This window comes from Ruegeria sp. HKCCD4884, from assembly GCF_013110855.1.
GTDB lineage: Bacteria > Pseudomonadota > Alphaproteobacteria > Rhodobacterales > Rhodobacteraceae > Ruegeria.
This window is the reverse complement of the sequence record NZ_WVRJ01000001.1, coordinates 40,385-63,505: the sequence shown is the minus strand read 5'-3', so window position 1 is coordinate 63,505 and position 23,121 is coordinate 40,385. Positions and strand designations below refer to the sequence as shown.

Below are 23,121 nucleotides of genomic sequence, written 5' to 3'. Positions count from 1 at the left end.
CCGAGCCACGCGTGGCACCTGATGCGCGGCCAAGGAAGACGCGCGCAATGACGGAAAAGACCTTCACACCAACCCCGGATCAAAGCCCTGCCTTTCGCGAGGCATTGGGATGCTTTGGCACCGGCGTCACCGTGATCACTACGCAAACCGAAGGTGGACCGCGCGCGATCACCGTGAATTCTTTTGCCTCGGTCTCATTGGACCCGCCGCTGGTGTTGTGGTGTCTGGCCAAGGAATCGTTCCGTTTCGACGCTTTCAGCAACTGCGAACACTATTCGATTCATGTGATGGCACAGGATCAACAAGAGCAGGCGCTGCGATTTGCGCGTGACGGTACGGATTTCTCTCATGCAGACTGGACCGAGGATAAAACCGGTCGCCCGCAACTGACCCAGTGTCTGGCGCGGTTTGACTGCCGTCTGCACGCACGGCACGACGCTGGCGATCACCTGATAATTGTCGGTCAAGTGGAACAGGTGATGTACCGCACCGGCAAAGGCTTGATCTTCAAACGCGGCCAGTTCGGCGGATTTGTCGATCTGATCTAGTCATCCAGAGATCCATGCACGGCCAGCGCCTCAAGCTGAGCATCTTGGGGCGTAATGACGCGATAGCTTTCGTGCACGCCCGCCTCACTCAACTCACGGGCCACGGTCAGCAGCGTATTGGCGGCATGGTCTTCGCACAGGTCAGACATGTGCTCGACTTCGGATTGTGCGACGCCCATTGCCGCCTCGACCGAAGGCGCGCCATAGAATTGCACAAAATGTTCGGCCAGATTGCGCGTGATCTGATCTTTCTCTGCCGGTTCGATCTGCGTCACCGCTACAAACGTCACACGACCAAAGGTTTCCAGACCCAACCAGCCATTTGCGAAAGCTTGCCGTGCCTTGCCCTCAAGATCGGCGCCGCTCCAGTTCGAAAACTCGAACCCGCCAGACACACACCACTCTCCGGTTCGCGCCGAAGAATGAAACACGTTCATATCACTTTCGTCGAAATGGATTGCGCGGGCCAGTTTCATCATCCGTTCTCCAAAACGTCGGTCAGGGGACGCAGGCGTGTATCAGAGCCGTCCCGGATCAGCATTCCAAACCGCTCGTCAGTGCCTAGAAAAACTCCGCCATCGTCAAGTGGATCACCGACGCCGCGCAGCAAGCCCATCCATTCGGCATGCAGTGGTGCGTTGCCGTCTTCCTGCCAGCGGTTCAGCCAAGTCAACGTATGACGCGACCAGCTTTCTACCAACTGGGTTGCGGAAACATCCGCACACCCCTCTTCATAAAGCGCGGTGACATCCGGTGTTGCGCCCGGTGCTTCGCTGGTTTGCAACAGCGCCAATTCCCATCCAACAATTAGCCAGTCAGGTTCCTGATCGGGCGATGTACTTGACGCAGCAACCCGGAACATCCCGCATTTCGCACCGTTCACACAAATCAATCCATCCCAGCCCAGATGCACAGCAACCTCTGGCGGGGCCAGAGCGCCCAGCGCATTCTGAAATCCCACGGCACACAGCGGCAACATCGCCATTGCGTCCTGAAGCGGCACTTCAGGCGCAAAGACGATGGCAACACGCAGGCGGTCGGCCTGAATGTTGTAAACGACGGTTCCTGCGTCGCATCCCAGCGCGGCCATTGCCTGCGCCCTGTCAAACGGGTCTTCCCCACCCTGAACCGGGTGACCCGTCAACAAAGGGGGAAAGACCGGCTGGCTCATGCGAAACCGTTCGAGATCAGGTCGCGTGCGATCTTGCGAAACGACTCGGCCTGCGGACTATCGGGCTTGCTGACCACGATGGGCGCGCCTCCGTCAGCGGCCACGCGGATGTCCAGATGCAGTGGGATTTCACCCAGCAGCGGTACACCCAGCGATTCCGCCTCGGACGCAACACCGCCATGACCAAACACATGTTCTTCGTGCCCGCATTTGGAGCAGATATGGGTCGACATGTTTTCGATCATGCCCACGATCGGGGTTTTGAGCTGATTGAACATATCAATCCCCTTGCGGGCGTCGATCAAGGCCACGTCCTGCGGGGTCGAAACCACGATGGCACCGTCCACCTGGAACTTCTGGCTCAGCGTCAACTGCACATCCCCGGTGCCGGGCGGAAGGTCGACGATCAGAACGTCCAACGCGCCCCACTGCACCTGCCCCATCATCTGTTGCAGCGCACCCATCAACATCGGACCCCGCCAAACCACGGCCTGACCTTCGTTGGTCATCAGCCCCATGGACATCATGGTCACGCCGTGATTGCGCAGCGGTAGGATGGTCTTGCCATCAGGGCTGGCCGGGCGACCGGATACACCCAGCATCCGGGGCTGAGAGGGACCGTAGACATCCGCGTCCAGCAGACCTACGCGCCGTCCTTCAGCCGCCAACGCACAGGCGAGGTTAGCCGAGACAGTAGACTTGCCGACGCCGCCTTTGCCTGAAGCAACGGCAATGATCCTGTCTACACCGGGAACGGCCTGCGGCCCAGTCTGAGACGGTTTGGGTTTCGGTTTCAGATCCGGCGGCGCTTTATCGGAATGCGCGGTCATCATCGCCGACACATTGGCCACACCGTCAACCATCTGCGCGGCTTTCTCGGCCGTCGCGCGCACGGGCTCCATCTTTTCCGCGTGCTTTGGGTCGATCTCCAGCACAAAACGTACGGTATCACCTTCAACGTTCAGCGCACGCACGATGCCCGCGCTCACAATATCCTGCCCGGATACCGGGTCGGTGATCTTTTTCAGGTTCGCCAGAACCGCGTCACGAACACTCATGCCTTGTTTCCTTCGATGTGCCCTGCTGACAGGGGCGTGCGCATCACCATTGTCTGGTCGCCGCTCATTGCATGTGTCTCCGTCTCTTTCAGTTTATTTGACGCACCGCGCCCTGCCCCGTTAGGCTGAGCCATGCGCTTTGTCCTCTTGTGCCTGAGCCTGACGTTCTCTGCCACCCCCTCCTTGTCTCAGGAGGCGATTGGCCTTGCGGCCCCGGCCGAGGTGAAAGACTCGGGTCTGTTGCAACATATTCTTCCTCGCTTCTCTCTCAAGACCGGGATACGCGTTATTGCGGACGATGCGGGTGTTATGGTGCTTAATTCCGCGCCGCCCGGTGATCCTGTCTTTGCCCGTGAGGGGGTGGTGTATCACCTGAGCATTGAAGACGAAAAGCGTCAGGCCCGATTTCGCGACTGGCTGCTCTCGGATATCGGCAAACGCACCGTCGAGAGTTTTACACCTTCTCAGGGAGGAGCCTTCACCGTCAGCTTCGATCTGAATGTCGTTCAGGCAGACGAGGCTGTCGACGGCGACACCGTGCTGGGCGAAGAACTGTCGATGACCCATTGCGGACGGTGTCATGTGATCGGGCCCAAGAACCGAATGAACGGGCTGGGTTCGACCCCTTCCTTTGCCGTCTTGCGCGCCATGCCGGATTGGTCCGAACGGTTCGAGGCGTTTTTTGCGCTCAACCCCCACCCCGCATTTACACAGATCGACGGGCTGACGCCGCCTTTTGACCCCGAGCGCCCCTCTCCGATTCATCCTGTTGAAATGACCTTGGGCGATCTGGACGCAATACTCGCCTTTGTGTCGCGGATGAAAGCCGCAGATTTGGGGGCTCCGCTGCAGCTTCAATGATCCTTTCTGTCCGAATAATAGTCGTCGGTCGTGACAACCCGCGGCTTGGGCTTTGACTGGAACGGGTTATCCTGCTGTTCGAACTGCACTTTCACCCGGCAATTGTCACACATCTGGATCATCCGCGCCTGATCCGAGCTGGCAAACATCGGATGCGTGCCGGAAAGCTTCTCCATGATCCGCTCGACCGTAGATTTCACCCCAAACAATGCGCCGCATTCGACACAGGCAAAGGGTTCTTCTTCGTTGAGCACCTGTTGAGACAGCGCAGCATCGCTCAGATCCAGTTGCGGTACCAGAGTAATCGCGTCTTCTGGGCAGATCGTCTTGCACATTCCGCATTGCAGGCAGGCATCCTGCTGGAAGTTGAGTTGCGGTTTGTCCGGGTTGTCGATCAAAGCCCCCGACGGGCACAGTGACACACAGCTGAGGCACAGGGTGCAACTGTCGGTGTTCACCGCCACCGCCCCGTAAGGCGCGTTTTCGGGCAGAGCCAGTGGAGCCTCGGCCTGCGGATTTAGCGCCTGCGCGGCCAATCGTGTGATCTGCCGCCGGTTGCCCAGCGGAAGAACAGGATCGGCCAGCGGCAGCGGCTCGTCTTGACCATAGAGCAGATCAGCCATGACATCCGGATCAGCCTCATCAATTAGCCCAATAACATTTGATCCGGCAATCGCTTGTGCCAACGCTACCTCACGATCCAGCGCGTCACGTTCCGTCGTGGGTGCAAGCAACACGTCGACCCGGGCAAATCCATGCGCCAAAGCAGCCAACATCTCGGCGTGACCGAAACCTGATATTACATTTAGTTCCAGCGGGATAACGCCCGAAGGTAAACCGCGACCAAAACGCGCTGCCAGCCGGATCATCTCGGCCCCATGCGCATCGTGAACAAGCAACCGGGGCGCGGCCCCTCCTGCTCGTCGATAGGTGCGCGCCAGGATGTGCATCCGGGACAACAGCGCCGAAACGGTCGGATCCTCGTAAGTGATCGCCGTCGACGGACACAGTGCGGCACACGCACCGCATCCGGCACATACCATCGGGTCGATGCTCACATGTTCACCCGCTGGGGTGATTGCACCGGTTGGGCAAACATCCAGACAGTTTGAACAGCCCACTTGTTCCGCCCGCGAATGGGCGCAGAGGGTTTCTTCCAACCGCACGTACAAGGGTTTTTCGAATGTCCCAACAAGCTGTGCGGCCTCAAAAGCCAAACGTTCGACAGCCACCGCGTCTTTTGGATCAGCGCGCAGATACCCTTCACGCTTGGCCGGGGCCTGCACAAACGGCGTGCCACCTGCAAGGTCCAGGATAATGTCACATGTGGATTGCGCCCCGTCTTTCGAGTCAGTCCATGCGAAGGCACCGCGCCCACCCGGTAGAACCTGTTGCAACGCGTCCAGACGAAGTGAAAAACCGCCCAGCGCTCCGGATACTGATTTCACCTGCCCACGTATCACGTCATACGCGCGCGAGATTGGCTCTGCCTGATCGGTCGCCAGAACGGTCACCGCCAAGGTTCCGGCCAGCCTCTCAGCCACATCAAAACTCACAGCGCCAGGACCAATGATGAAACAGGTTCCTTCGCTTATGACATCCACGCTGGGCGTCACGGGTTGCGGTAACTGCGCCTCAGCCGCCAACGCCGCCATTTTAGGCGTTGCATCTGCACCCTGATCGGACCAGCCCGCACGGTCGCGCAAATCAAAGAAGCCGGGCATTTCAATATTCAGATCTTCTGCCAGAGACTGGAACACCTCTTGTTCCTGCAGGCAGGCAATTGTGGTTGCTCCCTCCTGCATCAGCGCGACAGCGGATTGCAGTTGGGTTGTGCACAGCGCCGTGTGCACATTGGAACAGCTGACGCCACAGGCGCTTTCGATCCTGTCGGGATCCAAAACCTGAGTTCCAGCGCAATCGCATAGCAGTATTTTGGTGCCCATTTTTCCTCCCGCAGGACGCTCTCGTGATCCCATGAAGCTTAGGCTGTACGCAGGGCCCGGCAACTTCAACCCCCTGTCGCGAACCGTTTGCCAGCCTGCATTCGGACCTAAAATCGATGGAAACAAAAGTGTTTTTGGCCTCAATCACGCAGTTGCGACCCAAACCTACGACCAAAGTACTAAAGCGCAGGCTTGGCACAAACACAAATTGTGTACCATAGTGTTCATGCAAAGGCAGGGGAGAGCCTTTCGGGGAGGAGCCAGTGGCCAAGGCCGCAAGCCAGATTGAAATGCCAGTTGGCGTCATCGTACGCAAAACGCCCGGGGTCACGCGTTGGGCCCGTTGGAACTGGCGTGCAGTCGCTGTATTGCCCGGCGCTGGCCCTGCTGATTGGCAAGAATTGCGTCGTGAAGGCGATGCGGTTGAATACCACGCAGCCACCCTGCCCCTGACACTTTGGGCGGATGAGACCGAAGCCTACATGGTCAATCTGTCAGACGGCCTGCCTTCTCTCTATCTGGTGTTGCGCGACGAATTGCAGGGCGACGTTCCGTTGAACGCGGTTCTCATCACTGCCTCACCATTCGAAGGGCAGGACTATGCGGACACCGGCGAGGAAATTGTCGAGAAAATCCCCATGACCGAAGGCTTGATTGCCTGGGTGCGGGATTTCACCCTTCAGCATCATAAAGACGAGGTGTTCATCAAGCGTCGGCGGGACAAAAAGCGTACCGATCTGATAGAGGACGGCAAAGGCGATCCACGGATCAGGCAAACCTCGGATGTCTACCGCGCACCGCGGAGGGTTGTGCAATGACCCAGGTCCGCGACTTCTGGTCCCGACGCAAGGCAGCCGTGCAGGCTGAAGCCGAGGCTGAAGTTGTCGCGGCTGAAGAACAGGCCATCGCTGCACAGCACGCTGAACTTGAGGAAAAAAGCGATGCTGAGCTATTGGCCGAGTTTGATCTGCCGGACCCGGACACATTGCAGCCCGGAGATGATGTATCGGGTTTCATGGCCAAAGCTGTACCCGACCGGCTGCGCCGCCGTGCCTTGCGGCGCTTGTGGCGACTGAACCCAGTTTTGGCCAACGTCGACGGGCTGGTCGACTATGGTGAGGACTACACAGACGCGGCCTGTGTGATCGAGAACCTCCAAACAGCGTATCAGGTTGGCAAGGGTATGCTGGCCCATGTCGAAGCCCTGGCGGCGGCTGAAGACCCTCCTGAGGATGAGTTCGCCCTTGAAGATGAGCCTACACCTGATCCGGTGACAAATGCAGAGCCCCCGAGTGATACTCCCCCTGTTCAAGAGGCGGTCCTGGCAGAGACAGAAGCAGAAACCGAGGTTGAGGACGAAATCGAAATGCCCCCGGCCCCGCGCCGCATGAGATTTGAATTCGAAGGATAACGAATGACCGCAAGCAACGCGCAAAATATGGATATCTCAGCCGAGGATCGGCTGCGCGCGGATTTCTACAACTTTCTGGGCCTGCTTCTGGCTGGCCCGCCAGATCAGTTGCTTTTGGACCAGATGGCCGGCCTAAGCGGAGATGACACCGATCTGGGCGAGGCCATTCAGGCTATGGCACGCGTCGCCAAGGTCACCAAACCTGCTGCTGCCGAGCGCGAGTTCAACGCGCTGTTCATTGGCTTGGGACGTGGTGAGTTGCTGCCTTACGCCAGTTTTTATCTGACCGGGTTCCTGAACGAAAAACCTTTGGCGCAATTGCGCAATGATATGGCTGTACGCGGGATCACCCGTGCGCAGAACGTTTTTGAACCCGAAGACAACGTTGCCTCACTGATGGAGATGATGGCGGGCATGATCGTTGGCCGTTTCGGATCGCCGGCGACGTTAGAAGACCAGAAAACGTTCTGGAACAAACATATCGGCCCCTGGGCCGCACATTTCTATTCGGATTTGGAAGCCGCCGAAGCGTCGGTTCTCTATGCCTCGGTCGGCACCGCCGGTCGGGTGTTCATGGAAATCGAACGCGAGGCCTTCCGAATGACGGCGGCATAACCCGCCACTCGCCAGCGCCTGAAGTGGCGCTAGATCGCAAATGGGAGAGGAGAAGCCCATGAGCAAGACCAAGGAAGAAGGCGCAACCCGCCGCGACTTCCTGAAACTGGCCGGAACCGCAGCGCCTGCTGCCGTTGCCGCCGCCAGCCTGAGCGGTCAAGCCGAAGCAGCCGAGCTGCCGACGGACGAGACCCGCATGCAAGATACAGCGCATACCCGCGCCTATCTGGAAAGCGCGCGCTTCTAAGCCGCCACGACTGCGCCCGGCGCACCAGCCGGACGATGTCACTTACCCGACTGACGGTTGCGATTGGCCCTGACGTCGGTTTCGCAGTTACCAAGCCAGCCGTGATCCTCATGGCCAGCAAGGGAGGAAAGAAATGCTTAGGAAAAAGACCAACGGGGTTGCGAGACGCCCCCAGCGGACAAGTATCCTGTCCCAGGTCGGCGAGAAAACCGTCGATCGCCGCGCATTCCTGCGTGGCTCGGGCCTGACGATCGGCGGCCTTGCCGCGATCAGCGCTACGGGTGGAACCGTGACGCCTGCCAGCGCCCAAACAGCGGCCAACACCGCCGTTGAAAATATCAAATCCGTATGCACCCACTGTTCGGTCGGCTGTACTGTCGTGGCCGAAGTTCAGAACGGTGTCTGGGTCGGGCAAGAACCCGGCTGGGACAGCCCGTTCAACCTGGGTGCGCACTGCGCCAAGGGGGCCTCGGTCCGCGAGCATGCCCATGGCGAGCGTCGCCTCAAGTATCCGATGAAAAAGGAAGGCGGCGAGTGGAAGCGCATCAGCTGGGAACAGGCGATCGACGAGATCGGCGACGGCATGATGAACATCCGTCAGGAATCCGGGCCGGACAGCGTGTACTGGCTGGGCTCCGCCAAGCACAATAACGAACAGGCCTATCTGTTCCGCAAGTTCGCCGCCTACTGGGGCACGAACAATGTGGACCATCAGGCCCGTATCTGCCACTCCACCACTGTTGCAGGTGTTGCGAATACATGGGGCTACGGCGCCATGACCAATTCGTATAACGACATCCATAACTCACGGGCCATCTTCATCATCGGCGGCAACCCGGCCGAGGCGCACCCTGTCTCGCTGCTGCATGTTCTGCGCGCGAAAGAGCAGAATAACGCACCGCTGATCGTCTGCGACCCGCGCTTTACGCGCACCGCGGCGCATGCGGATGAATATGTGCGGTTCCGTCCCGGCACAGACGTTGCGCTGATCTGGGGTATCCTGTGGCACATCTTCGACAACGGTTGGGAGGACAAAGAATTCATCCGCACCCGTGTCTGGGGGATGGACCAGATCCGCACCGAAGTTGCCAACTGGAACCCGGAAGAGACCGAGCGTGTAACCGGCGTGCCCGGCTCGCAGCTCAAGCGCGTTGCCCGTACGATGGTCAACAACCGCCCCGGCACCGTGATCTGGTGTATGGGTGGTACGCAGCACACCAACGGCAACAACAACACCCGCGCTTACTGCGTGCTCCAGCTTGCTTTGGGCAACATGGGCACTTCGGGTGGTGGCACCAACATCTTCCGCGGCCATGACAACGTGCAGGGCGCGACGGACCTTGGTGTTTTGTCCCACACCCTGCCTGGCTATTACGGCTTGTCGAAGGGTGCATGGGGTCACTGGGCCCGTGTCTGGGGTGAAGATCCCGAATGGCTGGCAGGCCAGTTCGCCACGATCAAGGACAAGGAAGGCAAGGATAAACCGCTTCAGAACGAGCGCGGCATCCCGGTCTCTCGCTGGATTGATGGTGTTCTGGAAGACCCGGCCAACATGGATCAGGACAACAATGTCCGCGCCATGGTTCTGTGGGGCCACGCGCCCAACTCGCAGACCCGGATGACGGAAATGAAGACGGCGATGGAGAAGCTGGACATGCTGGTCGTGATCGACCCGTATCCCACCGTCTCGGCCGTGCTGCATGACCGCACCGATGGCGTCTACCTGCTTCCCGCCTGTACACAGTTCGAAACCCGTGGCTCGGTCACGGCCTCGAATCGGTCGCTACAATGGCGCGACAAGGTGGTAGAACCGTTGTTCGAAAGCCTGCCGGACGAGGTCATCATGGCCAAGTTCGCCAACAAGTTTGGCTGGGCGGATCGATTGTTCCGCAATATCGAGATGGACGATCCGGAAACCCCCAATGTTGAAAGCATCACACGTGAATTCAACGCGGGTCTCTGGACCATCGGATATACCGGTCAGTCGCCAGAGCGTTTGAAAAGCCATATGGCCAACCAGCACACGTTCGACAGAACCACGCTGCAAGCCATTGGTGGACCCAACGATGGCGAATATTACGGTCTGCCCTGGCCCTGCTGGGGAACACCGGAGATGGGTCATACGGGAACACCAAACCTTTATGACATGTCCAAACCGGTGGCCGAAGGTGGCCTGACCTTCCGCGCGCGCTTTGGCGTGGAACGCGATGGCGACAACCTGCTGGCCGAAGGGGTCTATAGCGTTGGATCGGAAATTCAGGATGGATACCCTGAATTCACGATGCAAATGCTGATGGATCTTGGCTGGGACGGTGATCTGACGGCTGAGGAACGCGCGGCCATCGACGCCGTTGCGGGGCCAGAGACCAACTGGAAGACCGACCTGTCCGGCGGTATCCAGCGGGTCGCGATCGAGCATGGCTGTGCGCCCTTCGGGAACGCCAAAGCCCGCGCGGTTGTCTGGACCTTCCCGGATCCGATCCCACTGCATCGCGAGCCGCTCTATACCAACCGGCGCGATCTGGTGGAGGACTATCCGACCTACGAAGACCGGCAAGCCTATCGCCTACCCACCCTTTATGCTTCGATCCAAAAGAACGACTTTTCAAAGGATTACCCGATAATCCTCACTTCAGGTCGTCTGGTCGAATATGAAGGCGGCGGCGATGAGACACGGTCGAACCCGTGGCTGGCCGAGCTTCAACAGGACATGTTCGTCGAGATCAATCCGCGCGATGCCAACAACCTTGGTATTCGTGACGGATCACAGGTCTGGGTCGAAGGTCCTGAAGGTGGCAAGGTCAAGGTGATGGCGATGCTGACCAACAGGGTCGGTGCCGGCGTGGCCTTCATGCCGTTCCACTTTGGTGGCCATTTCCAGGGTGAAGACCTGAGGGAGAAATACCCGAAAGGCGCCGACCCCTATGTGCTGGGTGAAAGTACCAACACCGCCCAGACCTATGGCTATGATTCCGTGACCCAGATGCAAGAGACCAAAGCGACTCTCTGCAAAATCTGGTCAGCGTAAGGGAGGAGAAGAGAACATGGCAGCAAGAGCAAAGTTTCTCTGCGACGCCGAACGCTGCATCGAGTGCAATGCCTGCGTCACCGCGTGTAAGAACGAACACGAGGTGCCGTGGGGCGTGAACCGCCGCAGGGTGGTGACGATCAATGACGGTGACCCGGGCGAACGCTCGATTTCGGTGGCCTGTATGCATTGCTCGGATGCGCCCTGCATGGCGGTGTGCCCGGTCGACTGCTTCTATCAGAACGAAGAAGGGGTTGTCCTGCACTCCAAGGACCTGTGCATTGGCTGTGGTTATTGCTTCTACGCGTGCCCCTTCGGCGCGCCGCAATACCCGCAGGCGGGCAACTTCGGATCGCGCGGCAAGATGGACAAATGTACCTTCTGCGCCGGCGGCCCCGAGGAAACGCACTCGACCGCAGAGTTCGCAAAATATGGTCGCAACCGGATCGCCGAGGGCAAACTGCCCATCTGCGCCGAGATGTGTTCCACCAAAGCCCTGCTCGCCGGTGACGGCGACGTGGTCTCGGCCATCTACCGCGAGCGCGTCGTTGCGCGCGGGTTCGGCTCGGGCGCGTGGGGTTGGGGCACCGCCTACGACCAGAAAGACGGCTAAGACCGCTTTTTCATGAACCAAACAGGCGACCTGCATCCGTGGGTCGCCTGATCAGGGATTTTGACCGAGGTTCAGATGTTCCGCTTACTCATCGCACTGCTGTTCACCATTGGGCTGGCACAGGCCACCGTCGCGCAAACCAACGAGGCTGAGGCACCCGCCACCACGAATGAGCGCGCCTCGACCGGTGGTGCGACCACACTTGAGGATATTCTCGCGCGTCAGCGTGGAGAGAAGGTAGATAACAGTTTTCGCTCGGAAAACACCGGCCAGGGCAATGTCGAAGGTCTGCTGGGCCAGTTTGGACCCAGCGGAGTATCGTCGGACAGTGACGTGTACCGCGCGCTGCGCTTTGGCTCGGCCGACGTGACCGTATCCTCGCGCGGACCTGCTGACAGTGTACTGATCCAAGATGGCGGCATGTGGTGGTGGGAATTCCGCACAGGGCCGTTACGCGAATATGGCGGTTACATCATCGCAGGAATGCTGGCCATCATCGTTCTGTTTTTTCTGATCCGAGGCAAGATTCGCATCGACGGAGAAAAGACCGGCCGTACCGTCCTGCGCTTCACCAGTTTTGAACGCTTCGGTCATTGGCTGTTTGCAGGATCATTCGTCGTGCTTGCGATCACCGGCCTGCTAACGCTCTATGGCCGCGACTTCTTGATCCCGATCTTCGGCAAGGAAGGTTTCGCAACCATCGCGCAAGGCTGCAAATGGCTGCACAACAATCTGGCATGGGCCTTCATGTTGGGGCTGATCATCATCTCGGTGAACTGGATTGCCCATAACATCCCCAACCGCACCGACCTGAAATGGCTGGCAGCCGGAGGAGGCTTGTTCAGCAAAAACAGCCACCCGCCCGCCAAGAAGTTCAACGCAGGGCAAAAGATCATCTTTTGGGCCTGCATATTGCTGGGCGTCTCGATCAGCCTGTCCGGCCTTTCGCTGTTGTTTCCGTTTGAATTGCCGATGTTCGCCAAGACCTTCTCGGTTGCCAATGCCACCGGCATTCCACAAGCGCTTGGTCTGAACCTGCCCGTGCAAATGTCGCCTCAGGAAGAGATGCAATATGCCCAAGTCTGGCACGTGATGGTCGCTTATGTCTTCATCGCCATCATTATCGCGCATATCTACCTCGGCTCAGTCGGGATGGAGGGCGCGTTTGACGCCATGGGTTCGGGCGAAGTCGAAGAACAATGGGCGCGCGAACACCACTCGTTGTGGCTGGAAGAGGTGCAGGAAAAAGAGGCTGGCAAGGCAGCGGCCTCACCCGCCGAATAGATGCGCTGGCTGATCCTTGCCTGTGCGTTGACCCCCCTGCCCGCATGGGCGGAGTTCTTCACGCTCAAAGGCCATGGCGGGCCGATCATGGGAATTGCCACCGCGCCAGACGGTCGGATCGCAACAGCCAGTTTCGACAATTCTGTCGGGCTATGGTCGGACCAGACACCCCAATGGCTAGAAGGACACGAAGCCGCCGTGAACGCGGTCGTTTTCAACGGTACAGCCATCTATTCCGCCGGAGATGACTTCACCCTGCGCCGTTGGCCGGGCGGAGAGATCGTCGGTCAGCACAAAGGCAAGATCGTTTCCGTGGCCGCGTCCAAAACGCATGTCGCGACGGCCAGTTGGGACGGCACAATCGGTATTTGGCCCATTGACGGCACCACCCCCGACCTGTTCGGCCCCACGGGCAGCGGCGTGAATGCGGTCACTTTTTCACCGGATGGATCAAAGCTTTTTTCCGCTGGCGTCGATGGGTCCTTACGCGTGTGGGATGTCGCAACCGGCGAAGAAACGGACCGGCTGGTTGAGCACGGCTTTGGCATCAACGAATTGATCTTTAATGCGCAGGACAACTGGATCGCCTATGGCGCGGTGGACGGGGTGACGCGAATCCTCGATCTGACAACCGGTGAAGAACGCGACTTTACTCTGGATCGCCGCCCAATCCTGGCCCTTGCACTCAGCCCGGACCGAAGCCTTTTGGCCGTCGGCGACGGTGAAGGCTATATCATGATGATCGACACAACCGAATGGCGCATCACGCAGGATTTTCGCGCAACGCTGCGCGGACCGGTCTGGGCGCTGTCATTCTCTGATGATGGTCAGAACATCCATGCCGGTGGCATAGACGCGGCCATGTACAGCTGGCCTGTGGGTGACCTGTCGGATCAACAGCAAATGGCCTCGTCTGAGCCCAGTTTTCTGAAAGATCCCGACGAAATGGAAAACGGAGAGCGTCAATTCGCCCGCAAATGCTCGATCTGCCACAGCCTGACACCCGACAGCGAACGCCGAGCTGGGCCGACGCTGCACGGTATCTTTGGCCGACCCGCCGGATCGCTGCCCGAATATTTATACTCGGATACGCTGCAAGACTCTGATATTGTTTGGAATGAACAAACAATAAATGCCCTTTTCGATGAGGGGCCGGATCATTACATTCCGGGGTCGAAGATGCCGATGCAACGAATTGCAGAACAGCAGGACCGGGACGACCTGATCGCCTTCCTGCGCCGCGCGACGGACGACCAGAACTGAACCGGAGGAGACTATGAAAGCCTTTTTTGCCGCAGTTGCCGCGATGGTCGTGATTACAGTCGCAGCCCCATCCACACTGGATCGGTTCGGGTTCAGTGCTGCTGATACCACGTCAGGTCCAGCGGTGCGCCTCGACTGAATGTCTCAATACCTGACCACCCGAGAACTGGCCGATCTGCTGCGCATTGGCGAGCGGAAAGCCTATGATCTCGCCTCATCCGGCGAGGTGCCCTGCGTGCGCGCCATGGGCAAACTGCTGTTCCCAAGGACCGAAATCATCGCCTGGCTCAACGCCTCGCGGTCCGGTCCGCAGGTGGCTGAACCGCCCCTGCCCCCGATTGTTGCTGGCAGTCACGACCCGCTGCTGGACTGGGCGCTGCGCGAAAGCGGATCAGGGCTTGCCACCTACTATGATGGCTCTTTCGATGGATTGACGCGGCTGAGCGACCGCACTGCGCAGGCCGCGGTATTGCACATCCACGAAGACGGTGGGTTCAACACCAAATCCCTGCGCGACGCCTTGGGAGAAGCCCCGGTCGTTCTCTGTGAAATCGCCCGACGGGAACGGGGATTACTGCTTGCTCCGGGCATATCGGACATCAAATCGTTCCAAGACCTCAGATCCAGACGCGTCATCCTGCGTCAGGACAGTGCAGCCAGCCAGCGCCTGTTTGAGGCGCAACTTGAGGCACATGGGCTAAATCGCGAAGACTTGGACGTTTTCCCCGGTTGCGCCCGCACCGAAGAAGAACTGGCCATAGCGCTGCACGATCAAAAGGCCGAGGCTGGCTTTGGACTGGGTGCCTTGGCCGGGCTGTACAACCTTGGCTTTGTCCCCACCCATTCCGAGCGGCTGGATCTGGCGATCTGGCGCAGATCTTTTTTCGATCCGCCAATGCAAAAGCTGATGACACTGCTACGCTCGGATCATTTCACACAACGAGCCCGAGAATTCGGCGGTTATGACCTGTCGGGCCTCGGTACGATCCACCACAATGGTGCCAGCGGCTGATCCCCCGCCCACCGCTTCATCTTTTCAAAAATACTCGCCCCGCAAGGGTTGGCCGCAGGCCAATTTACTGGGCATTGGGAAAAAACACCTGCTGTCCTTCTAGCCTGAAGGACGCGATCGCCTCCTGCCCGTCCGGACCCGTCAACCAGTCGATAAAGCGTTGACCGGATGCCTCCCGCACATGTTGGTGCTTTTCAGGGTTAACAAGAATGACACCGTACTGATTGAACAGGCGCGGATCGCCCTCGACCAATACTTCAAGATTGCCTCGGTTCCCAAAGGACAACCACGTGGCCCGGTCTGTCAGCGTATAGGCGTCCATTCCGCTGGCCACGCTTAAGGTTGCGCCCATGCCCGAGCCGGTTTCGCGATACCACGTTCCCGAGGCGCCCGTAGGATCAACGCCAGCATCCGACCAATGGCCCATCTCAGCCTTGTGCGTCCCACTGTCGTCTCCACGCGATACGAAGGGCGCTTCAACCTCTGCGATCTCAGTCAGAGCAGCCAGAATATCCGTACCACCACGAATTCCGGCCGGATCAGAATTCGGGCCAACCAGAACAAAATCGTTATACATCAAGTCTTTGCGTTCAACGCCCCAGCCATCGGCAACAAACTTCTCTTCCGCCGGCTTGGAATGGACCAGCAGCACGTCACCGTCCCCGTTGATCGCATTGCGAATAGCCTGACCTGTTCCCACCGCGACGACACGCACGTCTATGCCGGATTCGGCTTCGAACCACGGTAAAATATGCTCCAGCAGTCCAGAGTTTTGTGTCGAGGTCGTCGATTGCACCACTATGAACGGTGTTTCCGCCGAAACCGCCCCCGCCGTTATGCCAAATGCCACTGCTGCTGCCCGAATAACTGCCCGGAACATCATTTTCTCCGATTTTCTTTTTAAGTAACCAACCCGCCTGCCAGATAGCGACGCGATGCGTCGCTTTCCGGTGCGTCCAACACCTGTTTTGCAGCGCCATGCTCTACCACATGCCCGCCTTGCATCATGACCACATCCGATGCCAACCGTCGCGCCTGCCCGATGTCATGCGTCACCATCACGATCCGCACCCCACGCGCCGAGGCGCGCAGCACCATCCGCTCGATCATCTGCGTTGCAGCCGGATCAAGCGCGCTGGTGGGCTCGTCCAGAAACAACGTGTCGGGCTCCAACGCCAGCGCACGCAGGACCGCAAGCCTTTGTGCCTCGCCACCCGACAACGACCGCGCAGGCTGACGCGCCTTGCCGTCAAGCCCACCTTCGACCAGCAATTCAGCGATACGGGTCTTTCGGACCGCCCGCCCCAGCCCCTGGCGTTTTAGAACAAAGTCCAGATTGCCGGACACAGAGCGGCGCAGCAAAACCGGGTGTTGGAATACCATAGCCTGACGCGCCTTTTGCGCAGCGCTCAGCGGCTGTCCATCCTGCACCACACGGCCGTGGTCAGGTGCGATCAAACCATGCAGGCAGCGCAGCAAAAGGCTTTTGCCCGCACCGTTTGGGCCAAGAATAAGGGTTGGGCCCGGACCATCCAGAACCAATGAAGGCACATCCAGCAACGCACGGCCCTTGTTGCGGATTTGAAGGTCTTCAACCTCAATGCGGTTCACCATATCGCAGATGACATCACGCATGGCGTAACCCCTCCTGCTCGGCCCTCAGGCTTACGGCGCTGACCATTGCATTCACGGCCACGGCAATCCCGATCAGAATTGCGCCCAACGCCAACGCAAGCGCCAGATTTCCTTTCGAGGTTTCCAGCGCGATGGTTGTTGTCATCACGCGTGTCACATGATTGATGTTGCCACCGACGATGATCACCGCCCCCACTTCGGCAATGGCGCGTCCAAACCCAGCCAGCAAAGCTGTGACCAAAGCCAACCGCGCATCCCACAGTAAAACCGGAACGGATGCCAGCCGTGACACACCAAGGGATCGAAGCTGCTCGGAATACTCTTCGGCCAGCATCTCGATCACCTGCCGCGTCAATGCCGCAACGATCGGGGTAACCAGAACCACCTGAGCGATGATCATCGCAGTTGGTGTATACAAAAGTTCCAGAACGCCCAGAGGCCCTGAACGCGACAGCATAAGGTAAACCAGCAACCCCACAACGACCGGCGGAAACCCCATCAGGGCATTCATCAAAACGATCAGAACCCGCCGTCCGGGAAACCGGGCCACGGCCAGGGCAGCCCCAACCGGCATACCAATCAGCGCTGAAATCAGCACCGCAAACATGGAAACTTTCAGGGACAGAAGCACAATTGCCCAAAGCTCTGAGTCTCCTTGAAAGATCAGAGCGATGGCTGAACTGAATTCTGATGCAAATCCCTGCATTTTATTCCTGAAAGCGTGCATTTTGTATGAAATGCGTTCATTTACAGGTAAATACTACTCTGTTTTTCCATCGAGTACAGACACAAATCCGGCATCTGAAATGAGAAACGCGGCCCCAATTGGGGCCGCGCTGAAAGCCTTGAACTGACGACTTGCGTTAGTTCAGCGCTGCGTCGGTAATCTGATGCGTCCAGGCACCGTCAGGCTGTTTGGTAATGACCGGATCCGATCCGCCCGCCAGCAGTGTGTTTACGGTGCGTTCGAAATCCGCCGGGTCCAGCGCGCCATTCGATCCGGCCGTCAGTTTCGCGATTTCACCCATCATACGCTGCTGATGTTCTTCGGTCTGCGCGCCGGTGGCATCGTTTTCCAAAACAATATCGGCCGCTTCATCCGGGTTTTCCTCGGCGTATTTCCAACCCTTCATCGAAGCGCGAACAAACCGTTCCATCTTGTCCACAAAAGCTGCATCGCCCAGGTTTTCTTCCAGAACATACAGGCCGTCTTCCAGTGTCGCGACGCCCTGATCTTCGTATTTGAACGTCACCAACTCATCCGGGCTGACGCCTGCGTCAATCACCTGCCAATATTCATTATAGGTCATGGTGCTGATGCAATCGGCCTGACGCTGTAGCAGCGGGTCGACGTTGAAGCCCTGTTTCAGGACCTCGACACCGTTTTCACTTTTGCCGCCGGTATCGATGCCCAAGCTGCTCATCCAGCTCATGAACGGGAATTCATTGCCAAAGAACCAAACACCCAGAGTACGGTTCTTCAGGTCCTCGGGCGAGGCAATCCCGGCATCTTTCCAACAGGTCAGCATCATCCCCGAGCTTTTGAAAGGTTGGGCAATATTGACCAGTGGCAGGCCCTTTTCGCGCGCTGCCAGCGCGGCAGGCATCCACTCGACTGTGACATCGGCCCCACCGCCGGCGATCACCTGAGTAGGCGCGATGTCAGGACCACCCGGAAGGATTGTGACATCCAGACCCTCTTCCTCATAAAACCCCTTGTCCTTCGCCACATAGTAGCCTGCGAACTGCGCCTGCGTGACCCATTTGAGTTGCAAGGTCACCTCATCGGCGGCCAGTGCTGCGCTGGCGGTCAGGCTAAAGGCGGCAACCGCCCCGCTGAGTAGCTTTTTCATCTTCAAGTCTCCTAGTTGCGTGTTTGCCCCGTTTTCGGGGTCTGTTGAATTTTGTTATCCGCGTTGGGAAGGGTGCCAGAAGGTTACCACCTTTTCGAGCCCTGCCACGAGGGAATAGAACACGGTTCCGGCCAATGCCGCCACCGCGATTTCTGCCCAGACGAGGTCAATCGACAAGCTGCCCACGCCGGTCGAGATTCGGAACCCCATACCGCGTGTAGGCGATCCGAAATACTCGGCCACGATAGCCCCGATGAGCGCCAGCGTCGTGGCGATCTTGAGGCCGTTGAATACAAAAGGCATCGCTGCTGGTAGGCGCAGTTTGATAAGTGTCTGAGTGTAGCTGGCCGCATAGGTGCGCATCAGGTCGCGCTGCATGGCATCTGCTTCGCGCAGGCCCTGCACGGTGTTCACAAGGATCGGGAAGAACACCATCACAACGACAACTGCCGCTTTGGATTGCCAATCGAACCCGAACCAGCTGACCAAAATGGGGGCGATGCCCACAATGGGCAGTGCGGCCACGAAATTGCCGATGGGCAACAACCCCCGGGTCAAGAAGACGGATCGGTCAATCAAGACGGCAGTCAGGAACGCGGCAACACTGCCGATGGCAAAACCGGTGAAGGCACCTTTGAACACGGTCTGCTTGAAGTCCTGCCACAGAATATCCGTCGAATTCGCAAAGGTTTGCGAGACCATCGAAGGCGGCGGAAGGATGACAGGCGAGACATTCAGGCCACGTACTGCCCCTTCCCACAAGATCAGCAGCGTTACACCAAACAATACGGGCACAAAGACGCGCACACCTTTGGAGTCGCGATAGATCGAACGCGCCAACCAAGCATTCAACGCCCATGCGCCGGCCCAGAAAATAAGTGCAAAAACAAGCCAGCTCATGCGCTCATCCCCATGCGTTTAAGGGTGACCCTTTGAAGAACATCCAGCAAAGTCACCAAGATGCCCGCCAGAATGGCCGCCGCAAACAACGCCGCCCAAATGGCCAGTGGTGTGCCAAACTGATCCCCAATCAGTATCCGGGCTCCCAGCCCCGAGATCGCACCTGTTGGCAGCTCACCCACAATTGTTCCAACCAGTGCTGCTGCTATGCCGACCTTCAGCGAGGTAAAGAGATACGGCACCGAAGATGGCAGGCGCAGCTTCAGAAACGCCTGCAACCCGGTCGCGTTGTAGGTCTTGAGCAGATCGAGCTGCGATACAGCCGGAGACCTCAGGCCTTTGACCATCCCAACCAGCACTGGGAAGTAGCACAGATAAGCCGAGATAATCGCCTTCGGCACCCCACGCCCTTCGATCCCCAACTGCGAGCTTAGTACAATGATCATGGGGGCCAGCGCCACGATTGGCACGGTCTGGCTGATGATCGCCCAGGGCATCAAGCTCATATCCACTACGCGAGAGTAAACGATAGCCACGGCCCCCAGAATGCCAACAGCTGTTCCCAGAACAAAACCCCAAAGCGTGGATTGAAGTGTAATCCAGCCGTGGTAGATCAAGGACCGTTTCGACATCGCCCGGCCTTTCATCACCATCTCGCCGGTTGTCTTCCACAACTCCTGCCCCACCTGCACCGGCGTTGGCAAGCGTGGGCGATCCAGATCATAGCCGCGTTGGATTTGCGACGGGTTTTGCGCCATCAGAACCCAGACCGAGACCTGCTGACGATCCCGAGAGGCTTCGGGAGTTACCGTTTCTCCGGCACGTTCTGCCTGATCCAGAGAGACACGGATGTTCATTGGTGCCACCGCCAGGTACCAAAGCACGGCGATGGCAAGCAACACAGTCATGACAGATAAGAACTGCTTCATGCGTGCCACTCCATCCGAAAGACAGGCACGGTGTCAGGAGGTACAGGAGGTTCTTCCGCGGTCACCTCAAACCCTTCGCGGCGATAAAAGCGTTGCGCTGCGGTGTTGGGTCTGTGCGTTGTCAGCCAGAGAAAATTTCTGCCCTCTTTTGCCTTGTCGACAAAGCGCTTGCCAATGCCTTGTCCCGTCCGACCACAATACAACGCTCCGATTTTATTGAGCGCGGGATCTACTGACATATAACAATCAACCGGATCACCAGCGACCCAGATTTCACGGCGGTTGAACGCATCACCGATCATGGTCGAGAGTTCTTCAACCGGCAGTTCCTCGGGCATCCAATCCGTTTGCCTGGCCCAGTTGTGGACGACCGTGGCGCAGGCTGTCACGTCATCTGGCACAGCACGCCGGATCTTTTCTGCGTTCAGTTCAATCGTCATAAGAATGCCCTGCCCTCAAGCCATCGCGCACGCGGTGGGCCACTTCGATGAACTCCGGCGTGTCCCGAATGTCCAATGGCCGTTCCTTGGGCAGCGGGCTGTCAATCACATCGGTGATCCGGCCGGGCCTTGGGCTCATCACCACGATTTTGGTGCTCAGGTATACGGCTTCAGGGATCGAGTGCGTCACGAACCCAATCGTCTTCTCGGTCCGCGCCCAAAGCGCCAGAAGCTGTTCGTTCAGGTGATCGCGTACGATTTCATCCAAAGCGCCAAAGGGTTCATCCATCAGCAGGATATCGGCATCAAAGGCAAGAGCCCGTGCAATGCTGGCCCGCTGTTGCATACCACCTGAAAGTTGCCAAGGGAACTTGCCACCAAACCCTTCAAGATCAACAAGTTTCAGAACGTTCTTAACCTGCTCTTCCTGCTCAGCAGCCGAATAGCCCATGATCTCAAGCGGCAGCTTGATGTTCTTTGCAATGGTCCGCCAGGGGTACAGACCCGCCGCCTGAAACACATACCCATAGGCCCGGTTCCGTCGCGCCTCATCTGGGGTCATTCCATTCACCGTCAGCGTTCCACCTGTCGGGGTTTCCAACGCAGCGATACAGCGCAGAAATGTAGTTTTGCCGCAACCAGAAGGTCCGATGAAGCTGACAAAATCTCCCTTGTCAATTGTCAGGTTCACGTCCTTCAGTGCGTGAACGGGCCCATCGTTGGTCTGGAACGTCAGGTCCAGCTGTCTTGCCTCGATGACGGGCTGGGTCGTGCTTTCAGTATTCATTCTAGTGCCTTGAAAAGAGTGGTGTCAGGGCTGCCCGCACAGCAGCCCACACTGATCAAACCCCGGTTGCCGGGATACCCGTCCGTTCGACCGGTCTTGGCGCAGTGAGTTCTTTCCAGGTGCTCAGCGCCTTGTGTACATGCGTGTTCGCCTCACGCGCCACAAACTTCCCGTGACCCTCCTGAGTTTTGACCTCACCATCATGCACCGCGACCACGCCACGGGTCAGCGTGAACCGCGGCAACCCGCGCACTTCTTTGCCCTCAAAGACGTTGTAGTCGATCGATGACTGCTGCGTCTCAGCCGAAATCACCTTGGCCTTGTTTGGATCCCAAACCACCAGATCGGCATCAGCGCCGACCAGGACGGCTCCTTTTTTAGGATAGCAGTTCAATATCTTGGCGATGTTTGTTGATGTAACAGCGACAAATTCGTTCGGCGTCAGTCGCCCCGTATTCACACCATAGGTCCACAGCATGGGCATTCGGTCTTCCAACCCTCCGGTCCCGTTCGGAATCTTGGTGAAATCCCCAACGCCATAGCGCTTTTGCTCAGTCGTAAACGCACAATGGTCCGTCGCCACAACGCTCAGCGTTCCAGATTGCAAACCGTTCCACAGGCTGTCCTGATGTTGCTTGTTGCGGAACGGAGGGCTCATGACCCGCCGCGCAGCGTGTTCCCAGTCGTGATGGAAATACTCGCTCTCATCCAGAGTCAGATGCTGGATCAGGGGCTCGCCCCATACCCGCTTGCCCTGCATCTTGGCGCGACGAATGGCTTCATGCGCCTCTTCGCAAGACGTATGCACCACATAAAGAGGCACGCCTGCCATATCCGCAATCATGATGGCCCGGTTCGTCGCCTCGCCTTCTACCTGCGGCGGACGGGAATAGGCGTGCGCCTCTGGCCCGGTATTGCCTTCTGCCAAAAGCTTGGCGCTCAACTCGGCCACGACATCGCCGTTTTCGGCATGGACCATCGCGGTTCCACCCAACTCAGCTAGCCGTTTGAACGACGCAAACAGCTCATCATCATTCACCATCAGCGCGCCTTTATAGGCCATGAAGTGCTTAAAGGTGTTGATGCCCCGCGTCTCAATCACGGTCTTGATGTCGTTGAACACCTGCTCGCCCCACCACGTAACCGCCATATGGAACGAATAATCACAATTCGCCCGCGTCGATTTGTTGTCCCAGCGTTTCAACGCATCAAGCAAGCTTTCCCCCGGGTTGGGCAGCGCAAAGTCCACAACCATTGTCGTGCCACCAGCCAAAGCCGCGCGCGTGCCGCTTTCGAAATCGTCGCTGGAGTACGTGCCCATAAAGGGCATCTCCAAGTGTGTATGAGGATCGATCCCGCCCGGCATCACATAACAACCGGTGGCGTCCAACTCTTTGTCACCCTTCAGATCCATCCCAATCTCGGTGATCACGCCACCTTCGATCAGAACGTCCGCTTTGTACGACAAATCCGCAGTTACGACGGTTCCGTTCTTGATAACTGTGCTCATTTCAAACTCC

26 protein-coding genes are annotated in these 23,121 nt (G+C 58.2%); 12 read left to right on the top strand and 14 right to left on the bottom strand.

Going from position 1 to position 23,121, the window contains the following annotated elements; translation table 11 throughout:
• Positions 1-47 precede the first annotated feature (47 nt).
• Positions 48-548 carry a flavin reductase family protein gene (locus GS636_RS00315; RefSeq protein ID WP_171668061.1) on the top strand — a complete coding sequence of 167 codons (501 nt, stop codon included), beginning with the start codon at positions 48-50 and terminating at the stop codon, positions 546-548.
• Here the strand turns inward: GS636_RS00315 and GS636_RS00310 are convergent.
• Genes GS636_RS00310 through GS636_RS00295 form a run of 4 tightly spaced genes read right to left on the bottom strand, consistent with a single transcriptional unit; the run spans position 545 to position 2,911 of the window.
• A complete protein-coding gene (locus GS636_RS00310; protein WP_171668060.1) occupies positions 545-1,024 on the bottom strand; it encodes a DUF6505 family protein in 480 nt (159 codons plus the stop codon). The two genes, GS636_RS00315 and GS636_RS00310, sit on opposite strands and share 4 nt — an antisense overlap.
• Positions 1,024-1,719: a biotin/lipoate--protein ligase family protein gene (locus GS636_RS00305; protein ID WP_171668059.1), complete on the bottom strand. Its 696-nt coding sequence runs from the start codon at positions 1,717-1,719 to the stop codon at positions 1,024-1,026. The genes GS636_RS00310 and GS636_RS00305 overlap by 1 nt, the downstream gene beginning before the upstream one ends.
• Positions 1,716-2,777 (bottom strand): Mrp/NBP35 family ATP-binding protein, encoded by a 1,062-nt coding sequence (locus GS636_RS00300; protein WP_171668058.1) that lies wholly within the window; start codon positions 2,775-2,777, stop codon positions 1,716-1,718. The genes GS636_RS00305 and GS636_RS00300 overlap by 4 nt, the downstream gene beginning before the upstream one ends.
• The gene (locus tag GS636_RS00295) at positions 2,774-2,911 is read right to left on the bottom strand and encodes a hypothetical protein (protein WP_171182819.1); all 138 of its coding nucleotides are present in this window, start codon (positions 2,909-2,911) and stop codon (positions 2,774-2,776) included. The genes GS636_RS00300 and GS636_RS00295 overlap by 4 nt, the downstream gene beginning before the upstream one ends.
• On the opposite strand from GS636_RS00295, the gene GS636_RS00290 reads away from it, so the two are divergent.
• A complete protein-coding gene (locus GS636_RS00290; RefSeq protein ID WP_171089519.1) occupies positions 2,910-3,638 on the top strand; it encodes a hypothetical protein in 729 nt (242 codons plus the stop codon). The two genes, GS636_RS00295 and GS636_RS00290, sit on opposite strands and share 2 nt — an antisense overlap.
• Here the strand turns inward: GS636_RS00290 and GS636_RS00285 are convergent.
• Positions 3,632-5,584, bottom strand: coding sequence for a 4Fe-4S binding protein (locus tag GS636_RS00285; RefSeq protein WP_171668057.1), 1,953 nt, complete (start codon positions 5,582-5,584; stop codon positions 3,632-3,634). The genes GS636_RS00290 and GS636_RS00285 overlap by 7 nt on opposite strands.
• A gap of 263 nt (positions 5,585-5,847) precedes the next feature.
• Here GS636_RS00285 and GS636_RS00280 point away from each other — a divergent pair, with 263 nt between their 5' ends.
• The 10 genes from GS636_RS00280 (at position 5,848) to GS636_RS00240 (ending at position 15,057) form a co-directional block, all read left to right on the top strand.
• On the top strand, positions 5,848-6,402 hold the full coding sequence (locus tag GS636_RS00280) for a DUF3305 domain-containing protein (protein ID WP_171668056.1): 555 nt from the start codon (positions 5,848-5,850) through the stop codon (positions 6,400-6,402).
• Entirely contained in the window at positions 6,399-6,995 is a 597-nt protein-coding gene (locus GS636_RS00275) for a DUF3306 domain-containing protein (protein ID WP_171668055.1), read from the top strand. The genes GS636_RS00280 and GS636_RS00275 overlap by 4 nt, the downstream gene beginning before the upstream one ends.
• Before the next feature lie 3 nt (positions 6,996-6,998).
• A complete protein-coding gene (locus GS636_RS00270) occupies positions 6,999-7,610 on the top strand; it encodes a molecular chaperone (protein WP_171089511.1) in 612 nt (203 codons plus the stop codon).
• A gap of 58 nt (positions 7,611-7,668) precedes the next feature.
• Positions 7,669-7,857 carry a ubiquinol-cytochrome c reductase iron-sulfur subunit N-terminal domain-containing protein gene (locus GS636_RS00265; RefSeq protein WP_170376587.1) on the top strand — a complete coding sequence of 63 codons (189 nt, stop codon included), beginning with the start codon at positions 7,669-7,671 and terminating at the stop codon, positions 7,855-7,857.
• Between the two features lie 133 nt (positions 7,858-7,990).
• A complete protein-coding gene (locus GS636_RS00260) occupies positions 7,991-10,885 on the top strand; it encodes a formate dehydrogenase subunit alpha (protein WP_171668054.1) in 2,895 nt (964 codons plus the stop codon).
• Between the two features lie 16 nt (positions 10,886-10,901).
• Complete coding sequence (gene fdh3B / locus GS636_RS00255; RefSeq protein WP_039530246.1) at positions 10,902-11,498, top strand: formate dehydrogenase FDH3 subunit beta; 597 nt, start codon at positions 10,902-10,904, stop codon at positions 11,496-11,498.
• A gap of 75 nt (positions 11,499-11,573) precedes the next feature.
• A complete protein-coding gene (locus GS636_RS00250) occupies positions 11,574-12,782 on the top strand; it encodes a formate dehydrogenase subunit gamma (protein ID WP_171668053.1) in 1,209 nt (402 codons plus the stop codon).
• Positions 12,783-14,045 carry a c-type cytochrome gene (locus tag GS636_RS00245; RefSeq protein ID WP_171668052.1) on the top strand — a complete coding sequence of 421 codons (1,263 nt, stop codon included), beginning with the start codon at positions 12,783-12,785 and terminating at the stop codon, positions 14,043-14,045.
• A gap of 13 nt (positions 14,046-14,058) precedes the next feature.
• Complete coding sequence (locus tag GS636_RS22785; protein WP_256367925.1) at positions 14,059-14,184, top strand: hypothetical protein; 126 nt, start codon at positions 14,059-14,061, stop codon at positions 14,182-14,184.
• Positions 14,185-15,057 (top strand): helix-turn-helix transcriptional regulator, encoded by an 873-nt coding sequence (locus GS636_RS00240; protein ID WP_171668051.1) that lies wholly within the window; start codon positions 14,185-14,187, stop codon positions 15,055-15,057.
• A 64-nt stretch (positions 15,058-15,121) separates the two neighbouring features.
• On the opposite strand, the gene GS636_RS00235 is transcribed toward GS636_RS00240, so the two are convergent.
• The 9 genes from GS636_RS00235 to hydA all read right to left on the bottom strand — a co-directional run bounded on the left by GS636_RS00235 (position 15,122) and on the right by hydA (position 23,111).
• On the bottom strand, positions 15,122-15,937 hold the full coding sequence (locus GS636_RS00235) for a substrate-binding domain-containing protein (protein WP_171668050.1): 816 nt from the start codon (positions 15,935-15,937) through the stop codon (positions 15,122-15,124).
• Positions 15,938-15,957: 20 nt separating this feature from the next.
• Positions 15,958-16,692, bottom strand: coding sequence for an ATP-binding cassette domain-containing protein (locus GS636_RS00230; RefSeq protein WP_171089498.1), 735 nt, complete (start codon positions 16,690-16,692; stop codon positions 15,958-15,960).
• On the bottom strand, positions 16,685-17,398 hold the full coding sequence (locus GS636_RS00225) for an ABC transporter permease (RefSeq protein ID WP_171182801.1): 714 nt from the start codon (positions 17,396-17,398) through the stop codon (positions 16,685-16,687). Before GS636_RS00225 ends, GS636_RS00230 begins: the two co-directional genes overlap by 8 nt.
• A gap of 157 nt (positions 17,399-17,555) precedes the next feature.
• The gene (locus GS636_RS00220; protein WP_171182799.1) at positions 17,556-18,545 is read right to left on the bottom strand and encodes an ABC transporter substrate-binding protein; all 990 of its coding nucleotides are present in this window, start codon (positions 18,543-18,545) and stop codon (positions 17,556-17,558) included.
• 54 nt (positions 18,546-18,599) lie between these two features.
• Positions 18,600-19,445, bottom strand: a complete 846-nt coding sequence (locus tag GS636_RS00215; RefSeq protein WP_171668049.1) for an ABC transporter permease — start codon at positions 19,443-19,445, stop codon at positions 18,600-18,602.
• Complete coding sequence (locus GS636_RS00210; RefSeq protein ID WP_171182795.1) at positions 19,442-20,374, bottom strand: ABC transporter permease; 933 nt, start codon at positions 20,372-20,374, stop codon at positions 19,442-19,444. The genes GS636_RS00215 and GS636_RS00210 overlap by 4 nt, the downstream gene beginning before the upstream one ends.
• Entirely contained in the window at positions 20,371-20,814 is a 444-nt protein-coding gene (locus GS636_RS00205) for a GNAT family N-acetyltransferase (RefSeq protein ID WP_253762608.1), read from the bottom strand. Before GS636_RS00205 ends, GS636_RS00210 begins: the two co-directional genes overlap by 4 nt.
• On the bottom strand, positions 20,804-21,601 hold the full coding sequence (locus GS636_RS00200; RefSeq protein ID WP_171182793.1) for an ABC transporter ATP-binding protein: 798 nt from the start codon (positions 21,599-21,601) through the stop codon (positions 20,804-20,806). The genes GS636_RS00205 and GS636_RS00200 overlap by 11 nt, the downstream gene beginning before the upstream one ends.
• A 55-nt stretch (positions 21,602-21,656) precedes the next feature.
• Entirely contained in the window at positions 21,657-23,111 is a 1,455-nt protein-coding gene (hydA, locus tag GS636_RS00195; RefSeq protein WP_171182791.1) for a dihydropyrimidinase, read from the bottom strand.
• Positions 23,112-23,121 lie beyond the last annotated feature (10 nt).